This is a genomic window from Bacillus songklensis (assembly GCF_042649685.1).
GTDB classification, from domain to species: Bacteria; Bacillota; Bacilli; order Bacillales; family Bacillaceae_H; genus Bacillus_BA; species Bacillus_BA songklensis.
This window is the reverse complement of the sequence record NZ_JBHRZT010000073.1, coordinates 110,645-127,216: the sequence shown is the minus strand read 5'-3', so window position 1 is coordinate 127,216 and position 16,572 is coordinate 110,645. Positions and strand designations below refer to the sequence as shown.

General features: G+C 41.1%; 13 protein-coding genes. 1 reads left to right on the top strand and 12 read right to left on the bottom strand.

The window, feature by feature from the left end; all coding sequences use genetic code 11:
- Window positions 1–202: 202 nt before the first annotated feature.
- The 9 genes from ACFOU2_RS23855 to ACFOU2_RS23815 all read right to left on the bottom strand — a co-directional run bounded on the left by ACFOU2_RS23855 (window position 203) and on the right by ACFOU2_RS23815 (window position 9,073).
- The gene (locus ACFOU2_RS23855; protein ID WP_377918829.1) at window positions 203–622 is read right to left on the bottom strand and encodes a hypothetical protein; all 420 of its coding nucleotides are present in this window, start codon (window positions 620–622) and stop codon (window positions 203–205) included.
- Between the two features lie 138 nt (window positions 623–760).
- Entirely contained in the window at window positions 761–1,378 is a 618-nt protein-coding gene (locus ACFOU2_RS23850; protein WP_377918828.1) for a thymidine kinase, read from the bottom strand.
- A gap of 317 nt (window positions 1,379–1,695) precedes the next feature.
- Window positions 1,696–1,896 carry a 50S ribosomal protein L31 gene (gene rpmE, locus ACFOU2_RS23845; protein WP_377918827.1) on the bottom strand — a complete coding sequence of 67 codons (201 nt, stop codon included), beginning with the start codon at window positions 1,894–1,896 and terminating at the stop codon, window positions 1,696–1,698.
- 169 nt (window positions 1,897–2,065) lie between these two features.
- A complete protein-coding gene (gene rho, locus ACFOU2_RS23840; RefSeq protein WP_377918826.1) occupies window positions 2,066–3,340 on the bottom strand; it encodes a transcription termination factor Rho in 1,275 nt (424 codons plus the stop codon).
- A gap of 459 nt (window positions 3,341–3,799) precedes the next feature.
- A complete protein-coding gene (gene glpX, locus ACFOU2_RS23835) occupies window positions 3,800–4,768 on the bottom strand; it encodes a class II fructose-bisphosphatase (protein ID WP_377918825.1) in 969 nt (322 codons plus the stop codon).
- Window positions 4,769–5,151: 383 nt separating this feature from the next.
- Window positions 5,152–6,438, bottom strand: coding sequence for a UDP-N-acetylglucosamine 1-carboxyvinyltransferase (locus tag ACFOU2_RS23830; protein WP_377918824.1), 1,287 nt, complete (start codon window positions 6,436–6,438; stop codon window positions 5,152–5,154).
- A 223-nt stretch (window positions 6,439–6,661) separates the two neighbouring features.
- Window positions 6,662–7,300, bottom strand: a complete 639-nt coding sequence (fsa, locus tag ACFOU2_RS23825; RefSeq protein ID WP_377918823.1) for a fructose-6-phosphate aldolase — start codon at window positions 7,298–7,300, stop codon at window positions 6,662–6,664.
- A gap of 101 nt (window positions 7,301–7,401) precedes the next feature.
- Window positions 7,402–8,259, bottom strand: coding sequence for a class II fructose-bisphosphate aldolase (locus tag ACFOU2_RS23820; RefSeq protein WP_377918822.1), 858 nt, complete (start codon window positions 8,257–8,259; stop codon window positions 7,402–7,404).
- 424 nt (window positions 8,260–8,683) lie between these two features.
- Window positions 8,684–9,073, bottom strand: a complete 390-nt coding sequence (locus tag ACFOU2_RS23815; RefSeq protein ID WP_377918821.1) for a response regulator — start codon at window positions 9,071–9,073, stop codon at window positions 8,684–8,686.
- Between the two features lie 441 nt (window positions 9,074–9,514).
- Here ACFOU2_RS23815 and ACFOU2_RS23810 point away from each other — a divergent pair, with 441 nt between their 5' ends.
- The gene (locus ACFOU2_RS23810; protein ID WP_377918820.1) at window positions 9,515–10,039 is read left to right on the top strand and encodes a DUF2529 domain-containing protein; all 525 of its coding nucleotides are present in this window, start codon (window positions 9,515–9,517) and stop codon (window positions 10,037–10,039) included.
- Between the two features lie 93 nt (window positions 10,040–10,132).
- On the opposite strand, the gene ACFOU2_RS23805 is transcribed toward ACFOU2_RS23810, so the two are convergent.
- The 3 genes from ACFOU2_RS23805 to icmF form a co-directional block, all read right to left on the bottom strand.
- The gene (locus ACFOU2_RS23805; RefSeq protein ID WP_377918819.1) at window positions 10,133–11,740 is read right to left on the bottom strand and encodes a CTP synthase; all 1,608 of its coding nucleotides are present in this window, start codon (window positions 11,738–11,740) and stop codon (window positions 10,133–10,135) included.
- A gap of 358 nt (window positions 11,741–12,098) precedes the next feature.
- A complete protein-coding gene (rpoE, locus tag ACFOU2_RS23800) occupies window positions 12,099–12,671 on the bottom strand; it encodes a DNA-directed RNA polymerase subunit delta (RefSeq protein WP_377918818.1) in 573 nt (190 codons plus the stop codon).
- Between the two features lie 639 nt (window positions 12,672–13,310).
- Window positions 13,311–16,565, bottom strand: coding sequence for a fused isobutyryl-CoA mutase/GTPase IcmF (gene icmF / locus ACFOU2_RS23795; RefSeq protein ID WP_377918817.1), 3,255 nt, complete (start codon window positions 16,563–16,565; stop codon window positions 13,311–13,313).
- Window positions 16,566–16,572 lie beyond the last annotated feature (7 nt).

Here is a 16,572-nt window from a genome sequence, read left to right as displayed (position 1 = left end):
TATAGGTGACAACGGCCGTCAAAATCAAATTAGTATATAAATCCACATTGATCATAACAAACAACATTATTCTCAACAAAGCCAAATTAAAAGAAGAAACCTGGCTGTATTCAACCGACACACCCAGGCCATCTTGCAGCACAATAACCTTCCCGGAAGAAGTGCTGCCCTATCTCTGTTCAGCTATTTCATTACTTTCCAATCAACGAACAGCTTTTACATGGAAATGAAAGCGCGGTAATCCTTCAAACAGCTCTTTGGCTGCTATTTCCTGAGCGCGCTTCTTTTCGGATTCACTCATGTCTTTTCCTGTATGAATGGTGACCCAAGCATCACGCCCGTTTACTTTTAAATCTCCTAAGCGGTAAGGTGTCTCCGCCTCAATCACTTCTCTCATTTTTTCATAATCCGTTGTTCTGGCGGGTGTGGTATTGGGAAAATTGGGGTTTTGGTCAGTAAACTCCTCATAGCTGATAAGTTCTTCTTCTACCTCTTTATTATCTCTATGGGTTGTTAACAACTTTCTCCCATTTTCGTCCTCAATTCGGGCATCGTTTGTACTGTTATATCCCGAACATGCACTCATTACTAATACAAATAGTGATAAGATGGCTTTTTTCATACTGACACCTCCTATCACTTAGACTCCCCGTCTTATGCAAGATCAAGTGAAGTAAATTTGAGGAAAAAAGAAGGGGGTGTCTCCAAACCACAAAAACAAGTGGTTTGGAGACACCCCCTCAAAGAAATTGAGACACAGTTATTTTGTTATGGGCAATTCAACATTCGTTGTTTGATTTGACTTGTTAGGTACAATGTGGCAATGACGGCATCTTGGCTCATACGATTCAGAAGCCCCCACTAAAATGATAGGATCATCATAAGATGCCGGTTGTCCATTGATCAGCCGCTGTGTACGGCTTGCAGGCGAGCCACAAACCGCACAAACCGCTTGAAGCTTCGTAACCGATTCTGCTATGGCCATTAACTCAGGAACTTGACCAAAAGGCTCTCCTCTGAAGTCTTGATCAAGGCCAGCTACAATCACACGGTATCCTTTATCTGCTAATATTTGAACAACATCCAAAATACCTTCATCGAAGAATTGAACCTCATCAATTGCCACTACGTCCGTTTCTTCTTTCACTTCTTTTAAAATTTGGGCAGAGTTCTTAATGGGTTTTGCAATCACCGAAGAACCATTATGCGATACGACCGCTTCTTCACTATATCGGTTATCAATAGCAGGCTTAAATACTTGCACGTCCTGCTTGGCAAACTGTGTTCGACGAACCCGGCGAATGAGTTCCTCTGACTTCCCGGAAAACATACTGCCGCAAATAACTTCAATCCAACCGCTTTGCTTCACTACATACATGGCGCGGATTTCTCCCTTCCGTGTAATTCCAATGAAGTGAACCGCTCTCACTCTCTCATTTCATTTATGTAGATGATTACTCTTCCATAAGCCATCATCCATCAATTTAACTTCCTTAACTTTATGAATTCAGTTCAATTTTTAACATCCAAGATTTCTTGTTCTTCTGTTCATGCCTCTCCAGTTTTTCTCACTCGGAATAAACTGAAACGATTTACGTGGATTCATATATATACTTTTCCGTATCAAAAGTGCTATTCAAGTAAAAAACAGGCAAGAACTGAGAGTCACTTGCCTGTTTTATAACATCATATTGATTACTTAAGACCGTATTTTTTGTTGAATCTATCTACGCGACCATCTGCAGAAGCGAATTTTTGACGGCCCGTGTAGAATGGATGGCAATCAGAACAAACCTCAACGCGAATCTCTTCTTTAACAGAGCCGCTTTCAAATTCATTTCCACAAGCACATTTTACCATGGCTTTTTTGTAGTTAGGATGAATTCCTGTTTTCATGCTTTTCATCTCCTTCCGCCCTGAATCATTCTGAAACAGAGTTACATAAATCAACGTGATAGACGAAATAATAGCATCAACTATTTCGTTTCGACATCACATACTAAACACACACATGAAGAAATTATAGCAAGGGTCCACCAGTTTTGCAACTACCTGTTTTTACAAATTATCGTTTTGCAGCCGTGACCGCTTTTTTCTCATCTTCCAATATTTTGAAGAATTCTGCATTTGATTTAGACTGTCTCAAGCGTCTTAAAAATCTTTCTGCAAAATCCGGGGAATCCGACAATGTTTTACGAATTGTCCACAAATGATCAAGATGCTCTTTTGGAATGAGCAATTCTTCTTTACGGGTTCCGGAACGTCTAATATCGATAGCAGGGAAAATGCGTTTTTCCGCTAATGAACGATCTAAGTGAAGTTCCATATTACCCGTTCCTTTAAATTCTTCGTAAATGACATCGTCCATTCTTGATCCCGTATCAATAAGCGCAGTCGCAAGAATTGTTAAACTTCCACCCTCTTCAATATTACGGGCCGCGCCAAAGAAACGCTTCGGACGATGGAATGCTGCCGGGTCAATACCACCAGACAACGTACGACCGCTTGGCGGGATAACCAAGTTATAAGCACGGGCAAGGCGAGTAATGCTATCCATAAGAATGATAACATCTTTCTTATGCTCTACAAGGCGCATCGCCCGCTCAAGTACCAGTTCAGCCACTTTAATATGGTTTTCAGGCACCTCGTCGAAGGTCGAGCTTACCACATCCCCGGCAACCGAACGTTCAATGTCCGTTACTTCCTCGGGACGCTCATCAATCAGCAGCACAATGAGCTCTGCTTCAGGATGATTGGTTGTCACGCTGTTGGCAATCTCTTTCAATAACATCGTTTTCCCCGCTTTTGGGGGAGCTACAATCAATCCCCTTTGTCCGAAACCAATCGGAGCAATCAAATCAATGATTCTCGTCGAAAAATTCCGGGGTTCGGTTTCCAGCACCATTTGGCGATTTGGATAAATTGGTGTTAACGCCGGGAAGTGAACACGTTCTTTCGCTGATTCCGGATCGTCTCCGTTAACTGCTTCTACATGAAGCAAACCATAATAACGCTCATTTTCTTTCGGCGGACGAACTTTACCTGACACTTTATCACCGTTTCGCAAATCAAAGCGACGAATTTGAGAAGCAGAGATATAAATATCTTCCGAACTAGGTGAATAGTTAATCGGACGAAGGAAACCAAATCCTTCTGATTGAATAATTTCTAATACACCTTCCATAAACAATAAACCATCTTGCTCTGCTCGAGCTTTTAAAATGGCAAAAATAAGTTCTTTTTTCGTCAACTTGCTATAATAAGAAATTTTATACTCACGAGCCAATTCGTAAAGCTCTTTTAATTTCATATTTTCTAAATTCGATAATGTTAAACTCATTAAAACACCACGCTTTAATCAATAATTTCCTATTTTTCCCCCATATTGAAGATTGTCAGCAAATATGAGAAAAGATACGGATGGAATAACTTTTTGAAGATAAAGAAGGTAATCTGGAAGTATATTTGAGTAGAGTTTGTCCATACTAAATTGACGTAGCAATTTATATTCTACCCTTTTTCTCTCTTTTTAATCAACATATTTTTACGAATGCTGTCCGCCTTTGAAGGAACAGCATTCGTAAAAGTGTTTCCGGGCGAAACGCTAAAAAGACAGCTAAAAGGAATGTATGTACGAAACTCGCCCGCTATCTCTTATAAAAATGCAAGTTATCATTCATCCCTGCATTAACTATTAAGAGCAAGTTTTTCCTTGATAGCTTTCTTTCATTACCAACCGAGCAATCATGGTCAGGCAAAACCTTTAAAACAATGAGCACCCCACTGGGTGCTCATTGTTTTAATTCTTAATTACTAGATTCGGTTTCTTTTTCAAACTGTGTCTGCCGTCAATAAAACGGACTGTGCCAGACTTAGCACGCATAACTAAAGAGTGAGTCGTTCCAATTAATCCTTTAAATTGAACCCCTTTTAATAACTCACCATCTGTAACACCGGTCGCTGCAAAGATAGCATCGTCACCCTTTACTAAATCTTCCATTCGGAGTACGCGATTGATGTCTTGGATACCCATTGTTCGGCAACGAGTCAGTTCTTCGTCATTTTGCGGCAACAGCTTACCTTGCAGTTCTCCCCCAAGGCATTTTAATGCAACAGCTGCAATGACACCCTCTGGCGCTCCTCCAGAACCGAAGAGAATATCAACACCCGTATGGTCGAACGCCGTATTGATCGCACCTGCCACGTCTCCGTCATTGATTAGTTTAATACGGGCTCCCGCTTCTCTTAGTTCTTTAATAATGTGTTCATGTCGCGGACGATTCAATACAGTTGCAACCACATCTTCAATGTCCTTATTTTTTGCCCTTGCAACAGCTTTTAAATTATCAATAATCGGTGCATTGATATCGATTTGGCCAACCGCTTCAGGTCCCACAGCAATTTTTTCCATATACATATCCGGTGCATGAAGCAAGTTCCCATGGTCGGCAACAGCTAATACTGCTAAACCGTTCCAGCCTCCTGAAGCGACGATATTGGTTCCCTCTAACGGGTCGACTGCAACGTCTACCCTAGGACCATAACCTGTACCAAGTTTTTCTCCAATATAAAGCATTGGAGCCTCATCCATTTCCCCTTCTCCAATGACAACTGTCCCCTTCATCGGAACTGTATCAAATACATCTCTCATAGCAGACGTTGCCGCTTCATCAGCCTCATCTTTTTTACCTCGCCCCATCCATCGTGCAGACGCTAAAGCTGCGGCTTCTGTTACACGTACAAGTTCCATTGATAAACTTCTTTCCATATTCCTCTCCCCCGTTGTCTTTTTAATCTATATAAATCTTATTTATTTTCAAGATAAATCGCTCTTCTTTATATCCTATTCACGCCTTTTCTGTTCTTGCATCCTGGATAGGCTTATACGTAAATAATTCGACATGGATGCTTTGTGTTCATGTCAAATTATTTATGTCGATTTTTATATAACTCCTACTTAATTTTTTAACATCATCTATCGCTTGTTATCCTGTTTATGTTCCTTTGTTTGAGCATCCTGAATAGACTCAAAAGGTTCTCGTATAAGGCTTCGGCAAGGGCCCGTAAGGGAAATGGACGAAGCCTTATGCGTAAATCATGTGGCATGGACCGCTTTTGTCCATGTTACATGATTTATGTGGATTCATATATTCATGAATTTTGAAACTGCTCAATTTCTTGTTCTGTCATTCTTTCTCGCCAGATGACGGCTCCTAAACCTGAAAGCTTGTCCACAAGATGGCTGTAACCCCTATCAATGTGTTCTAATCCTGTGACTTCCGTAATTCCTCTTGCCATTAATCCGGCTGTGACAAGAGCGGCTCCAGCTCGTAAGTCGGATGCCTTCACTTTAGCTCCTTGTAATTGAGCAGGACCATTTATAATAGCAGAACGCCCTTCCACTTTGATTACCGCATTCATCCTTCTTAACTCGTCAATATGTTTAAAACGGGCACTATAAATTGTATCTGTCACTACGCTTGTACCCGCGGCTTTTGTCAATAAAGAAGTGAAAGGCTGCTGCAAGTCAGTCGGAAACCCTGGGTAAACTAGTGTTTTAATATCTACTGCTTTTAATGGCTGTCTACCCGCTACTAAAACTTGCTCAGGATTAGTCTCCACACGAACACCCATTTCCCTCATTTTGGCAATTAAAGATTCCAAATGCTGCGGAATGACATTATCAACCAATACCTCTTTGCCCATTCCTGCAGCCATAATCATATAAGTGCCCGCTTCAATGCGATCTGGGATAATGGAATGGCGGCACCCTCTCAGCTGTTCAACTCCATCGATACGAATAACATCCGTTCCCGCTCCTTTAATGCGCGCTCCCATATTCGTAAGCAATGTAGCCACGTCAATAATCTCCGGTTCTTTCGCGGCATTTTCAATAATGGTACGCCCTTTGGCACGTACTGCCGCCAACATGATATTAATGGTCGCCCCTACGCTTACCACGTCCAGATAAATGCGGGCTCCTTTAAGCTCTTCCGCACGAAGATAAATGGCGCCTTGTTCATTGGTCACTTGAACCCCTAATGCCTCAAACCCCTTAATATGCTGGTCGATAGGACGAGGACCTAAATGGCATCCTCCCGGCAATCCAATGACCGCCTTTTTGAAACGTCCGAGCATGGCTCCCATTAAGTAATAGGAGGCACGCAGTTTTTTGACTTTACCATTCGGTAAGGGCATCGACACCATTTCCGTTGGATTAACCGTTAATTCATTGTTTTCATAGGTTACTTTTCCGCCAATCTCTTCGAGCAAATCGCTTAAAATCTGCACGTCTGAAATGTCCGGTAACCCCTCAATCGTGACTGGAGATTCCGCTAAAATGGTCGCTGGGATGAGTGCAACTGCGCTGTTTTTCGCCCCGCTGATTCTCACCGTACCGTCCAATGTATATCCACCTTGTATTTTTAACTTTTCCATTTTAGGCTCCCTTCCAGTGAAGATAAAACGACTCCACTTCTACTATAAGGTAATATTTACCAATTTATTTTCCGAAATAATGGTTATTTTCATATTACCTAATAGTTTACACGAAAAAAATTTTTTCATGTATAAAATCTTTATTTTTACAGAAAAAGGGGCATCCCCACTTATGCTCGCGGTGAATGCCAAGGTAGATATCCAAACATTTCATTAATAGCTCTTAACGATTGTTCCAATCCTTTAAGAATTGTTCGATTCCTTTATCTGTTAATGGGTGTTTAAACAATTGCATGAGGACCTTATAAGGAATGGTAGCAATATGTGCACCTCTTAAAGCCGCTTCTGTTACATGCATTGGATGGCGAATAGAAGCCGCAATAATTTCCGTGTCAATGTCGTGAATAGCAAAAATATCAGCGATTTGTGAAATCAAATCCAGACCGTTATGCCCTAAGTCGTCTAAGCGGCCTAAAAATGGAGAAACATAAGTCGCTCCCGCCCTTGCTGCCAGAAGCGCCTGATTAGCAGAGAAAATCAATGTTACATTCGTTTTGATTCCCAATTCCGAAAATTCTTTAACCGCCTTTAATCCGTCAGGTGTCATCGGTACTTTAATGGTAATGTTAGGAGCAATTTTAGCTAATTCTTTCCCTTCTTCAATCATGCCTTGAGCATCTGTTGCAATTACTTCCGCACTGACTGATCCAGAAACAATGCTCGTAATTTCTTTAAGACGATCTTCAAATGTGATATTTTCCTTTGCAACTAAGCTTGGATTAGTCGTTACGCCAGCTAAAACTCCCAATGAATACGCTTCCTTAATTTCGTCTATGTTAGCAGTGTCGATGAAAAATTTCATGCCCGTTCCCTCCGTTTAATAAGATATTGAGATAATTAAGATGGTTTATCACTAAAATGAAACCGCCCTAAAAAAGGCGGTCCCATTCATGCAGCAAATCATTAAGCTTTGTTTGAAGAACCGAATTCGCGCATTTTGCCAATAACCGTTTGCTTGATTGCTTCGCGGCCAGGACCCAAGTATTTACGTGGATCATAAACTTTTTGGTCGTTGTTTAATACTTCACGTACTACTTTTGTGAATGCGATTTGGTTTTCCGTGTTTACGTTGATTTTAGAAGTACCTAAAGAAATCGCTTTTTCGATATCTTTTGTTGGGATACCAGTACCACCGTGCAACACTAATGGTACACCAGTACGGTCACGAACTTCTTCCATCTCTTTGAAACCTAAGTTTGGCTCACCTTTGTAAGGACCGTGTACAGAACCTAAAGCTGGTGCTAAGCAGTCAATACCTGTTTGTTTAACAAGCGCTTCACACTCTTTAGGATCAGCGTAAATTACGCCGTCTGCTACTACATCATCTTCTTGTCCACCTACTGTACCTAATTCAGCTTCTACTGATACGCCTTTTGAATGGGCATATTCCACTACTTTTTTCGTAGTCTCTACGTTTTCTTCAAACGGGTGGTGAGAAGCATCAATCATAACAGACGTGAAGCCAGCATCGATTGCTTCTTTACATTTTTCAAAGCTTGAGCCATGGTCTAAATGAATAGCTACAGGAACAGTGATGTTCATGTCTTGCATTAAACCTTTTACAATGCTTACAACTGTGTTAAAGCCGCTCATGTGACGAGCTGCACCTTCAGATACACCGAGGATAACCGGGGATTTTTCCTCTTCAGCAGCCGCTAAAATAGCTTGCGTCCACTCTAAGTTGTTCATGTTAAATTGACCAACCGCATACTTACCTTGTAGTGCTTTGTTTAGCATTTCTTTCATTGAAACTAAAGGCATACTAAAATCCTCCTTAACATAAACCATTGTCAGTACTATCCGAGAAGTTTCATTGGGATATTATGTACAATTCCAAACGTTTCATACGTTCGTTTGAAACATTCGCTTATCGAATAGTTTAATACAGTACTTAGGATACCAACTTACGCGCAAATCAGCAACATATTTAGTCAGATAATCTAAAAAAGAATTAACCCGTCCAGCCGAAAGAAGGAGGCCGCACGGGTCGTCACATGAAGAGGATCTTGCGAATTAATAAAGAAAAATCCTATCGCCACGCGTCAAACCCTCTCCCATTTTAGAAAACATGTCTTGGTAGAATCATTATGGTCAAATTTTTCAATAACCCATTTTCCCAACAAATACCTATCGCTTCTGTATCTCAAAGTCATCTTCTGAGCGATCTTGGCTATGTATTCAATGATCAATTAGATCCTACAGGCAGGTATTGTCGAACAGCTTGACGAATCTCGTCAATATCAAATGGCTTCGCAAAATGCGTTAATGCCCCTAAGTCTTTTGCTTCTTGAATCATGTCGAGCTCACCGTATGCTGTCATGATGATAACTTTAATGCTTTGGTCATGCTCTTTTAATCTCTTCAAGATTTCAATTCCGTCCATCCCGGGAATTTTCATATCTAACAACACAAGGTCCGGTGCATTTTGTTTTGCAATGTCAATCGCCTGAAACCCATTGGCTGCTTGAAAAGTCTGATATCCTTCCTTTTGCAATACTTCTGTCAATAGAATTCGAATTCCGAATTGATCATCCACAATTAATATTTTCTCTTTCAAATGTAATCCCACCTTCATTATTTATATATTATCCATACCTTTCGACTTTTCCTATACATTTCCCTTCTTTTTACTCTTTCATTTCTTTTCGCTATAATAATTCACGTAAAGAATTTGACATGAGCCAAAAACGCTCATGTCAAATTCTTTACGCATAAGCCTTCGCCCATTTCCCTCACGGGCCCTGGTCGAAGGCTTATACGAGAACCTTTTCAGTTTATCCAAGATGCTAGAACAGCGGAACACAAGCAGGAGAAAAAGCGATAGATGAGGTTCTTCTTCTATTTGCATCTTTCTGTTTTTTCATCTTGAATGAGTTTACAAAGGTTCTAGTATAAGCGGTTGACAAGAACCCGCAAGGGAGCTTGTCAACCGCTTATGCGTAACTCATTTGATATGGACGGTTTTTGTCCATGTCAAATGAGTTATGTGGATTTATATATAAGAAAGGTGAATGATATGTTAAAGATTTTTACAACCCAATTGACCGGGTACTTTAAACGAATACAAGAACAAGAAGAATTTCATATAGAAGATGGCGCCAGAATCTTGGCTCAAGCTAGTATAGGCGATGGGACGATTTATATCTATGGAACAGATGAGATGCAAGCTGTAGGACTAGAAGCAACCATGGGACCAGAACCGTTACCGGGCGCCAAGCTGATGGCCTCTGTTGATGAAGTGGAGAATGTAGATCGCGTCTTGCTTGTTTCCCGTTTTTCAAGTGATCCTCATATGATATCCGTAGCCCAGCAACTTCAGAAAAAAAATATCCCAATTGTCGGAATCTCCGTCCTTGAACACAAAGAGAATTCGCCATCACTTGAAGAATTCGTAGATGTTCATATTGATACAAAACTGTTAAAACCGCTCATCCCAGATGAAGAAGGAAATCGCTACGGTTTCCCAGCGATCATGACAGCTCTTTACGCCTACTATGGACTTTATTTGACTGTAAAAGAAATTATTGCAGAATACGAATAAATATAAGAGGCTGACCTAAAGCATAAAAAATATGCTTTAGGTCAGTGCCTCCTGTATGCTAATAAAAAAACCCGTATAAAACGGGGTTTTTTATTAGTTTTTCTTTGCAAGCTCAAATGATGCTCGAACGAACTCTCTAAACAATGGCTGTGGTCTAGTCGGACGAGATCTGAATTCCGGATGGAACTGAGATGCTAAGAACCATGGATGATCTTTTAATTCAATAATTTCGACAAGTCTTCCATCAGGGCTTGTACCGGAGAATACAAATCCTTCTTTTTCCATCGCTTGGCGATATTCATTGTTAAACTCATAGCGATGACGATGACGCTCATATACCACTTCATCCTGGTATGCTTCATAAGCTAAAGTACCTTCTGAAATTTTACAAGGATATAAACCTAGGCGCAACGTGCCCCCTAAATCTTCTACGTCTTTTTGTTCAGGCAATAAATCAATGATCGGGTTTGTCGTTGAAGGGTTAAGTTCAGCCGAATGAGCATCTTTCAATCCCAACACGTTACGCGCAAACTCTACAGATGCTAGTTGCATGCCTAAGCAAATACCTAAAAACGGTACTTTGTTTTCACGTGCATATCGTGTCGCAATAATTTTTCCTTCTACACCGCGGTCTCCGAACCCGCCTGGCACTAAAATGCCGTTTACATCAGACAATAGCTCTTTTGCATTTGCTTCTGTAACATGTTCTGAGTTGATCCATTTTACATTTACATCCGCATCGAATACATAACCGGCATGGCGAAGTGATTCAACCACTGAAATGTAGGCATCTTGAAGTTCCACATATTTACCAACAAGCGCAATCTTCACTGTCTTAGAAAGGCCTTTTACTTTCTCAACTAACGCCTTCCACTCTGTCATATCCGGTTCTTGGCAGTTTAATTTTAAATGTTCGCAAGTAATTTGGTCTAACTTTTGCTCTTGTAAATCCAGAGGGATTTCATATAATGTTTCTGCATCACGACATTCAATAACCGCTTTTGAATCGATATCACAGAATAGAGCAATTTTCTCTTTCATATCTTCTGAAATTGGCATTTCGGTACGAACCACAATCACGTTTGGTTGAATACCTAAGCTGCGTAGTTCTTTTACACTGTGCTGAGTCGGTTTTGTTTTCATTTCACCCGCTGCCTTAATGTAAGGAACAAGTGTACAGTGAATGTACATGACATGATCGCGACCAATATCACTTTTGATTTGGCGAATTGCCTCCAAAAACGGTAAAGACTCGATGTCGCCGACCGTGCCGCCGATTTCCGTAATCACTACGTCTGCGTTTGTTTCTTTTCCTGCACGGAATACACGATCTTTAATTTCATTTGTGATATGAGGAATAACCTGTACCGTGCCGCCCAAGTAATCTCCGCGGCGCTCTTTTCTTAAAACGGTCGAATAGACTTTACCAGTTGTGACATTGCTGTATTTATTTAAGTTAATGTCAATAAAGCGCTCATAGTGACCTAAGTCTAAGTCTGTTTCCGCACCATCGTCTGTTACGAATACTTCACCATGCTGATAAGGGCTCATTGTTCCCGGATCCACATTGATGTATGGATCAAATTTTTGAATTGTTACATTTAATCCACGGTTTTTCAGTAATCTGCCAAGTGAAGCAGCTGTAATCCCTTTACCTAAAGATGATACAACGCCTCCAGTAACGAAAATATATTTTGTCATTTGTTTTCCCCTCCAAGTGATAACTGTACTATCAAAAGTTTTTACTTAAACTTTCGTCATTCATGCATGTTGCCCCATAAACTTTTGCCAATCTTATTTCACATCGCAAACACATAGTTATCTATGTAAGAACACATAAATTTACCTCATTGAAACGATGCCTATCAACATGGTATGGATATAATGTTAATCTTCCACAAAATGAACGAAGCTATTTAAGGAGCTAAAATAAAAATTGCTCCCAAACCAACAAGAGGTATGGGAGCAATAATATAATTTCTATCCAATATAGATTGCGTTCCTATTTAAAGAGCCCAAAAAAGATTCTACATAGTTCAACAAAAAAAGTCAAGCTTCATTATAGCTCTTCGTCGTCATCGCTAGTATCTTCGTAATCTTCGTCATCTTCCAGCTCTTCATCGTCCAAATCGTAATCATCGTCATCAATCACGTCATCATCGAATTCGTCGCTGTCTACGTTGTCAAAGTCTTCATCTTCTAACTCTTCATCAATATCGTCATCGTCATCATAGTCATCTAAATCGTTGAAGTCAAGGTCTTCGTCTTCCAGCTCACCGAAGTCCTCGCTGTCTTCATCTACTACTTTCTTCGCTTTCTTCTTCTTCGGTTTCGCTACTGGAAGTACTTCCTCATCAATTTGATCGTATGGGTACCAGCTTCTTAATCCCCAATGGTTGTCTCCAGTCGAGATGAAGCGTCCATCAATGTTTAAGTCTGTATAAAACTGCGCAATTCTTGCTTTCACTTCATCTTCAGATAAATCTAAAACAGATGTGATTTCATCTAGTAATTCTTTGAATGGAACTGCAGAACGTTCTGATTTACCAGAAAAGATAAGGTAAGCCAGCTCAAGCATGGACATCTCCTGTAATTGCTCTTTTGAGTATTGTGCAAGACTCAAATTCAGCACACCCTTTCTATGTATACATGTTATCTATGAAATATTATCAATATATAAATCCTCATAAATCATTTGACATGAATAAAAGCCATCCATGACAAATGATTTACCTTTGTAAACTCATTCAAAACGAGAGAACAAAAAGGCGTAAATAGTGAAATAGGAAAAAGCGCAGTGACAGTTGTTAAAACATCAAGTCGGATTCATATAAATAATTGAAAAATAAACCTGATGGAAAGCAAAGAAGACACCAAGCCAGTCCATCTTTTCTTCCTAAAAAGACAGGAAAACGGCCTTATATAAGGATAATATATGGCTCCTGTACAAATCCACTATTTGACAAGCTCTTAAATACATACCATTCATTATAAACAAATTCAATGCATTTATGCTAGTACCCCGTTAAATCTTTCAAAAAAAAACTTTCTAAATCCTATAATAACGAACGATAAAATGCTGAACAACTACATTTACATCTAATTTCGCGGAGCCGTCCCAAACGTCTTCAGAGGATAATCATAATCTATTTTTCTGCAATGAACCGTCACCGAAATCCTTGATTTTCTTGGATTATTGATGACGCTTCATTGCAGGAGGGTGTCCCAAGTACGTTTTTTGCACGATTGGGACACCCTTAATAATAGCCTCCTACATATTACGTCGATATTGCCCGCCTACCTCATAAAGCCCTTGTGTAATCTGTCCTAAACTCGCTGCTTTGACTGTTTCCATTAATTCGGCAAAAATATTTCCGTTGTTTCGGGCCGCTTCCTTTAGCCTTTGAATAGCAAGGGAAGCCTCTTTCTCATGCTTTTTCTTAAAGAGCTCGAGCTGCTTGATTTGATATTCCTTTTCCTCCCGTGAAGCCCTTGCAAGTTCCATGCTGTTGATCGCTTCTGCCTCAGGAGGGTTAGGATTCAAATAGGTATTGACCCCAATAATCGGCAGTTCTCCGGAATGTTTTTTCATTTCATATAACATGGACTCATCTTGGATCTTCCCTCGCTGATATTGCATTTCCATGGCTCCGAGCACACCGCCGCGGTCACTGATTCTCTCAAATTCCTGCAATACGGCTTCTTCTACTAAATCGGTTAGTTCTTCAATAATAAAGGAACCTTGCAAAGGATTTTCATTTTTCGTTAAACCATGCTCTTTTGTAATGATCAATTGGATCGCCATCGCACGGCGAACAGATTCTTCCGTCGGTGTTGTAATGGCTTCATCATACGCATTTGTATGCAGGGAATTACAATTATCGTGCAACGCCATAAGAGCTTGCAAGGTCGTACGAATATCATTAAAGTCCACTTCCTGTGCATGAAGGGAACGTCCTGAAGTCTGTACATGATATTTCAGCTTTTGGCTCCGTTCATTCGCTTTGTATTTCTCCCTCATCACAACCGCCCATATACGGCGTGCCACACGGCCAATCACTGTATACTCTGGATCTAAGCCGTTACTGAAGAAAAAAGATAAATTAGGTGCGAAATCATCGATTTTCATCCCCCTGCTTAAGTAGTACTCCACATACGTAAAGCCATTCGCTAATGTAAAGGCAAGCTGGGAAATCGGATTCGCTCCCGCTTCGGCGATATGGTAGCCGGAAATCGAAACTGAATAATAATTTTTCACTCCTTGTTCAATGAAATACTGCTGGATGTCCCCCATCATTTTTAGAGCAAACTCAGTTGAGAAAATACATGTATTCTGGCCTTGGTCTTCCTTCAGAATATCAGCTTGCACCGTGCCGCGCACCGTCCGCAGTGCCTTCACTTTCACTTGCTCATATTCATCATCCGTCAGCGCTCGGCCTAGCCGCTGCTCTTCTTTTTCGACTTGCTGGCTAATGGCTGTATTTATAAACATTGCTAAAATGATAGGAGCCGGGCCGTTAATCGTCATGGAGACAGATGTAGACGGATCGCATAAATCAAAGCCCTCATACAGTTTTTTCATATCATCGAGCGTACAAACATTGACGCCGCTCTCCCCAATTTTACCAAAGATATCCGGGCGGTAATCCGGATCCTCTCCATACAATGTAACAGAATCGAATGCCGTGCTGAGACGTTTCGCCTGATCATCTTTTGATAAATAATGAAACCTGCGATTCGTTCGTTCCGGTGTCCCTTCCCCTGCAAACTGGCGCTTTGGATCCTCCCCTTCTCGCTTAAACGGAAACACCCCGGCAGTATAAGGAAAAGAACCAGGCACATTTTCTTTGTAAATCCAGCGAAGAATTTCTCCATAATCCTCGAATGAAGGAAGCACGACTTTCGGGATGGATAAACCTGACAACGTAACTGTCTTTAGTTTCGTCACAATCTCTTTATCCCTTACTTTTGTGACAAGCTGCTCACTGCTGTACATCTCTTTTAATTGAGGCCATGTTTGTAAATGGTGAACCGACTGACTGCTCAGTTGGTTCTCGACCTCTTCTTTCGCTTTTTCCAGGGTTTCACGGACTTCCCGGCTCGGCTGCAACTCCTGGATTACTTGTAATGCCCCTTCTACTTGATAAAGCTTTCGAGCCGTTTTAACCTGCTCGTCAACCTGTTGATGATACATCCGAATGGCATCTGCAATTTCTCTTAAATATTGCTGACGTTCAGGAGGGATAATGGGATTTTGTCGTACGACATCTTTTACGACCGACAGGCTTGTTTGCCAATTGACATTTGCCTTTTGATTGATACACTCTACTAAACTCACAAAAAATGTATTGGTACCCGGGTCATTAAATTGACTCGCAATGGTCCCATACACCGGCATTTGGTCCAGCTCTCGATCAAACAACAGATGGTTGCGCTGATATTGTCTTTGAACTTGGCGCTTGGCATCCTCTGAACCTTTTTTCTCAAACTTGTTGATGACCACAAAGTCTGCATAATCCATCATCTCGATTTTCTCGAGCTGGGATGGCGCACCGAACTCACTTGTCATCACGTAAATCGATACATCACAAATATCTTTAATTTCGGCATCCGCCTGGCCGATTCCGCTTGTTTCTACAATGACAAGGTCAAAACCGGCAGCTTTTACAATCGAAATCGAATCTTTGATGGCCGCTGACAACTCAGAACCTGACTTTCTGGTAGCCAAACTGCGCATATACACACGCTGTGATGAAACAGTATTCATTCGAATGCGGTCCCCAAGAAGCGCTCCGCCCGTTTTCTGTTTCGTCGGATCTACTGATAAGACAGCAATATGAAGATGAGGGACTTCATTCAAGAAGCGACGCAGCAATTCATCGGTTAATGAACTTTTCCCCGCTCCACCGGTTCCTGTAATACCAATAACCGGCGTTTTCGTCGAAGAGGATTTTAACTTTTCTTTCACTCCTGCCAGCGCCGCTGCATGTTCCGCCTCATAATGGGCCGTGTTTTCGACAAAGCTGATGAGCTTCGCGATAGATAGATGGTTGGAAGGACTTAGCTTTTCTACTTCGCTTTCAGGCTCATGTATTGTTAAGAAATCGCACTCCTCCAACATCATATTAATCATTCCTTGAAGGCCCAGCTTTCTGCCATCCTCAGGAGAAAAAATTCGGGCGATTCCGTATTCATGAAGTTCTTCTATTTCTTTAGGAATAATCACGCCGCCCCCTCCTCCGTAAACACGGATATGGGAGGCCCCCTTTTCCTTTAACAAGTCGTACATATACTTAAAATACTCGATATGGCCTCCTTGATAGGAGGAGATAGCGATCCCCTGTACATCTTCTTGTATGGCAGCGTTTACAATTTCTTCAACCGAGCGATTGTGACCCAGATGGATCACTTCCGCTCCGCTTGCCTGGAGAATGCGGCGCATAATATTGATGGAAGCATCATGCCCATCAAATAAACTTGATGCTGTCACAAATCGAACAGGATGTTTTAAAGAATAACGTTCCATTTTCATC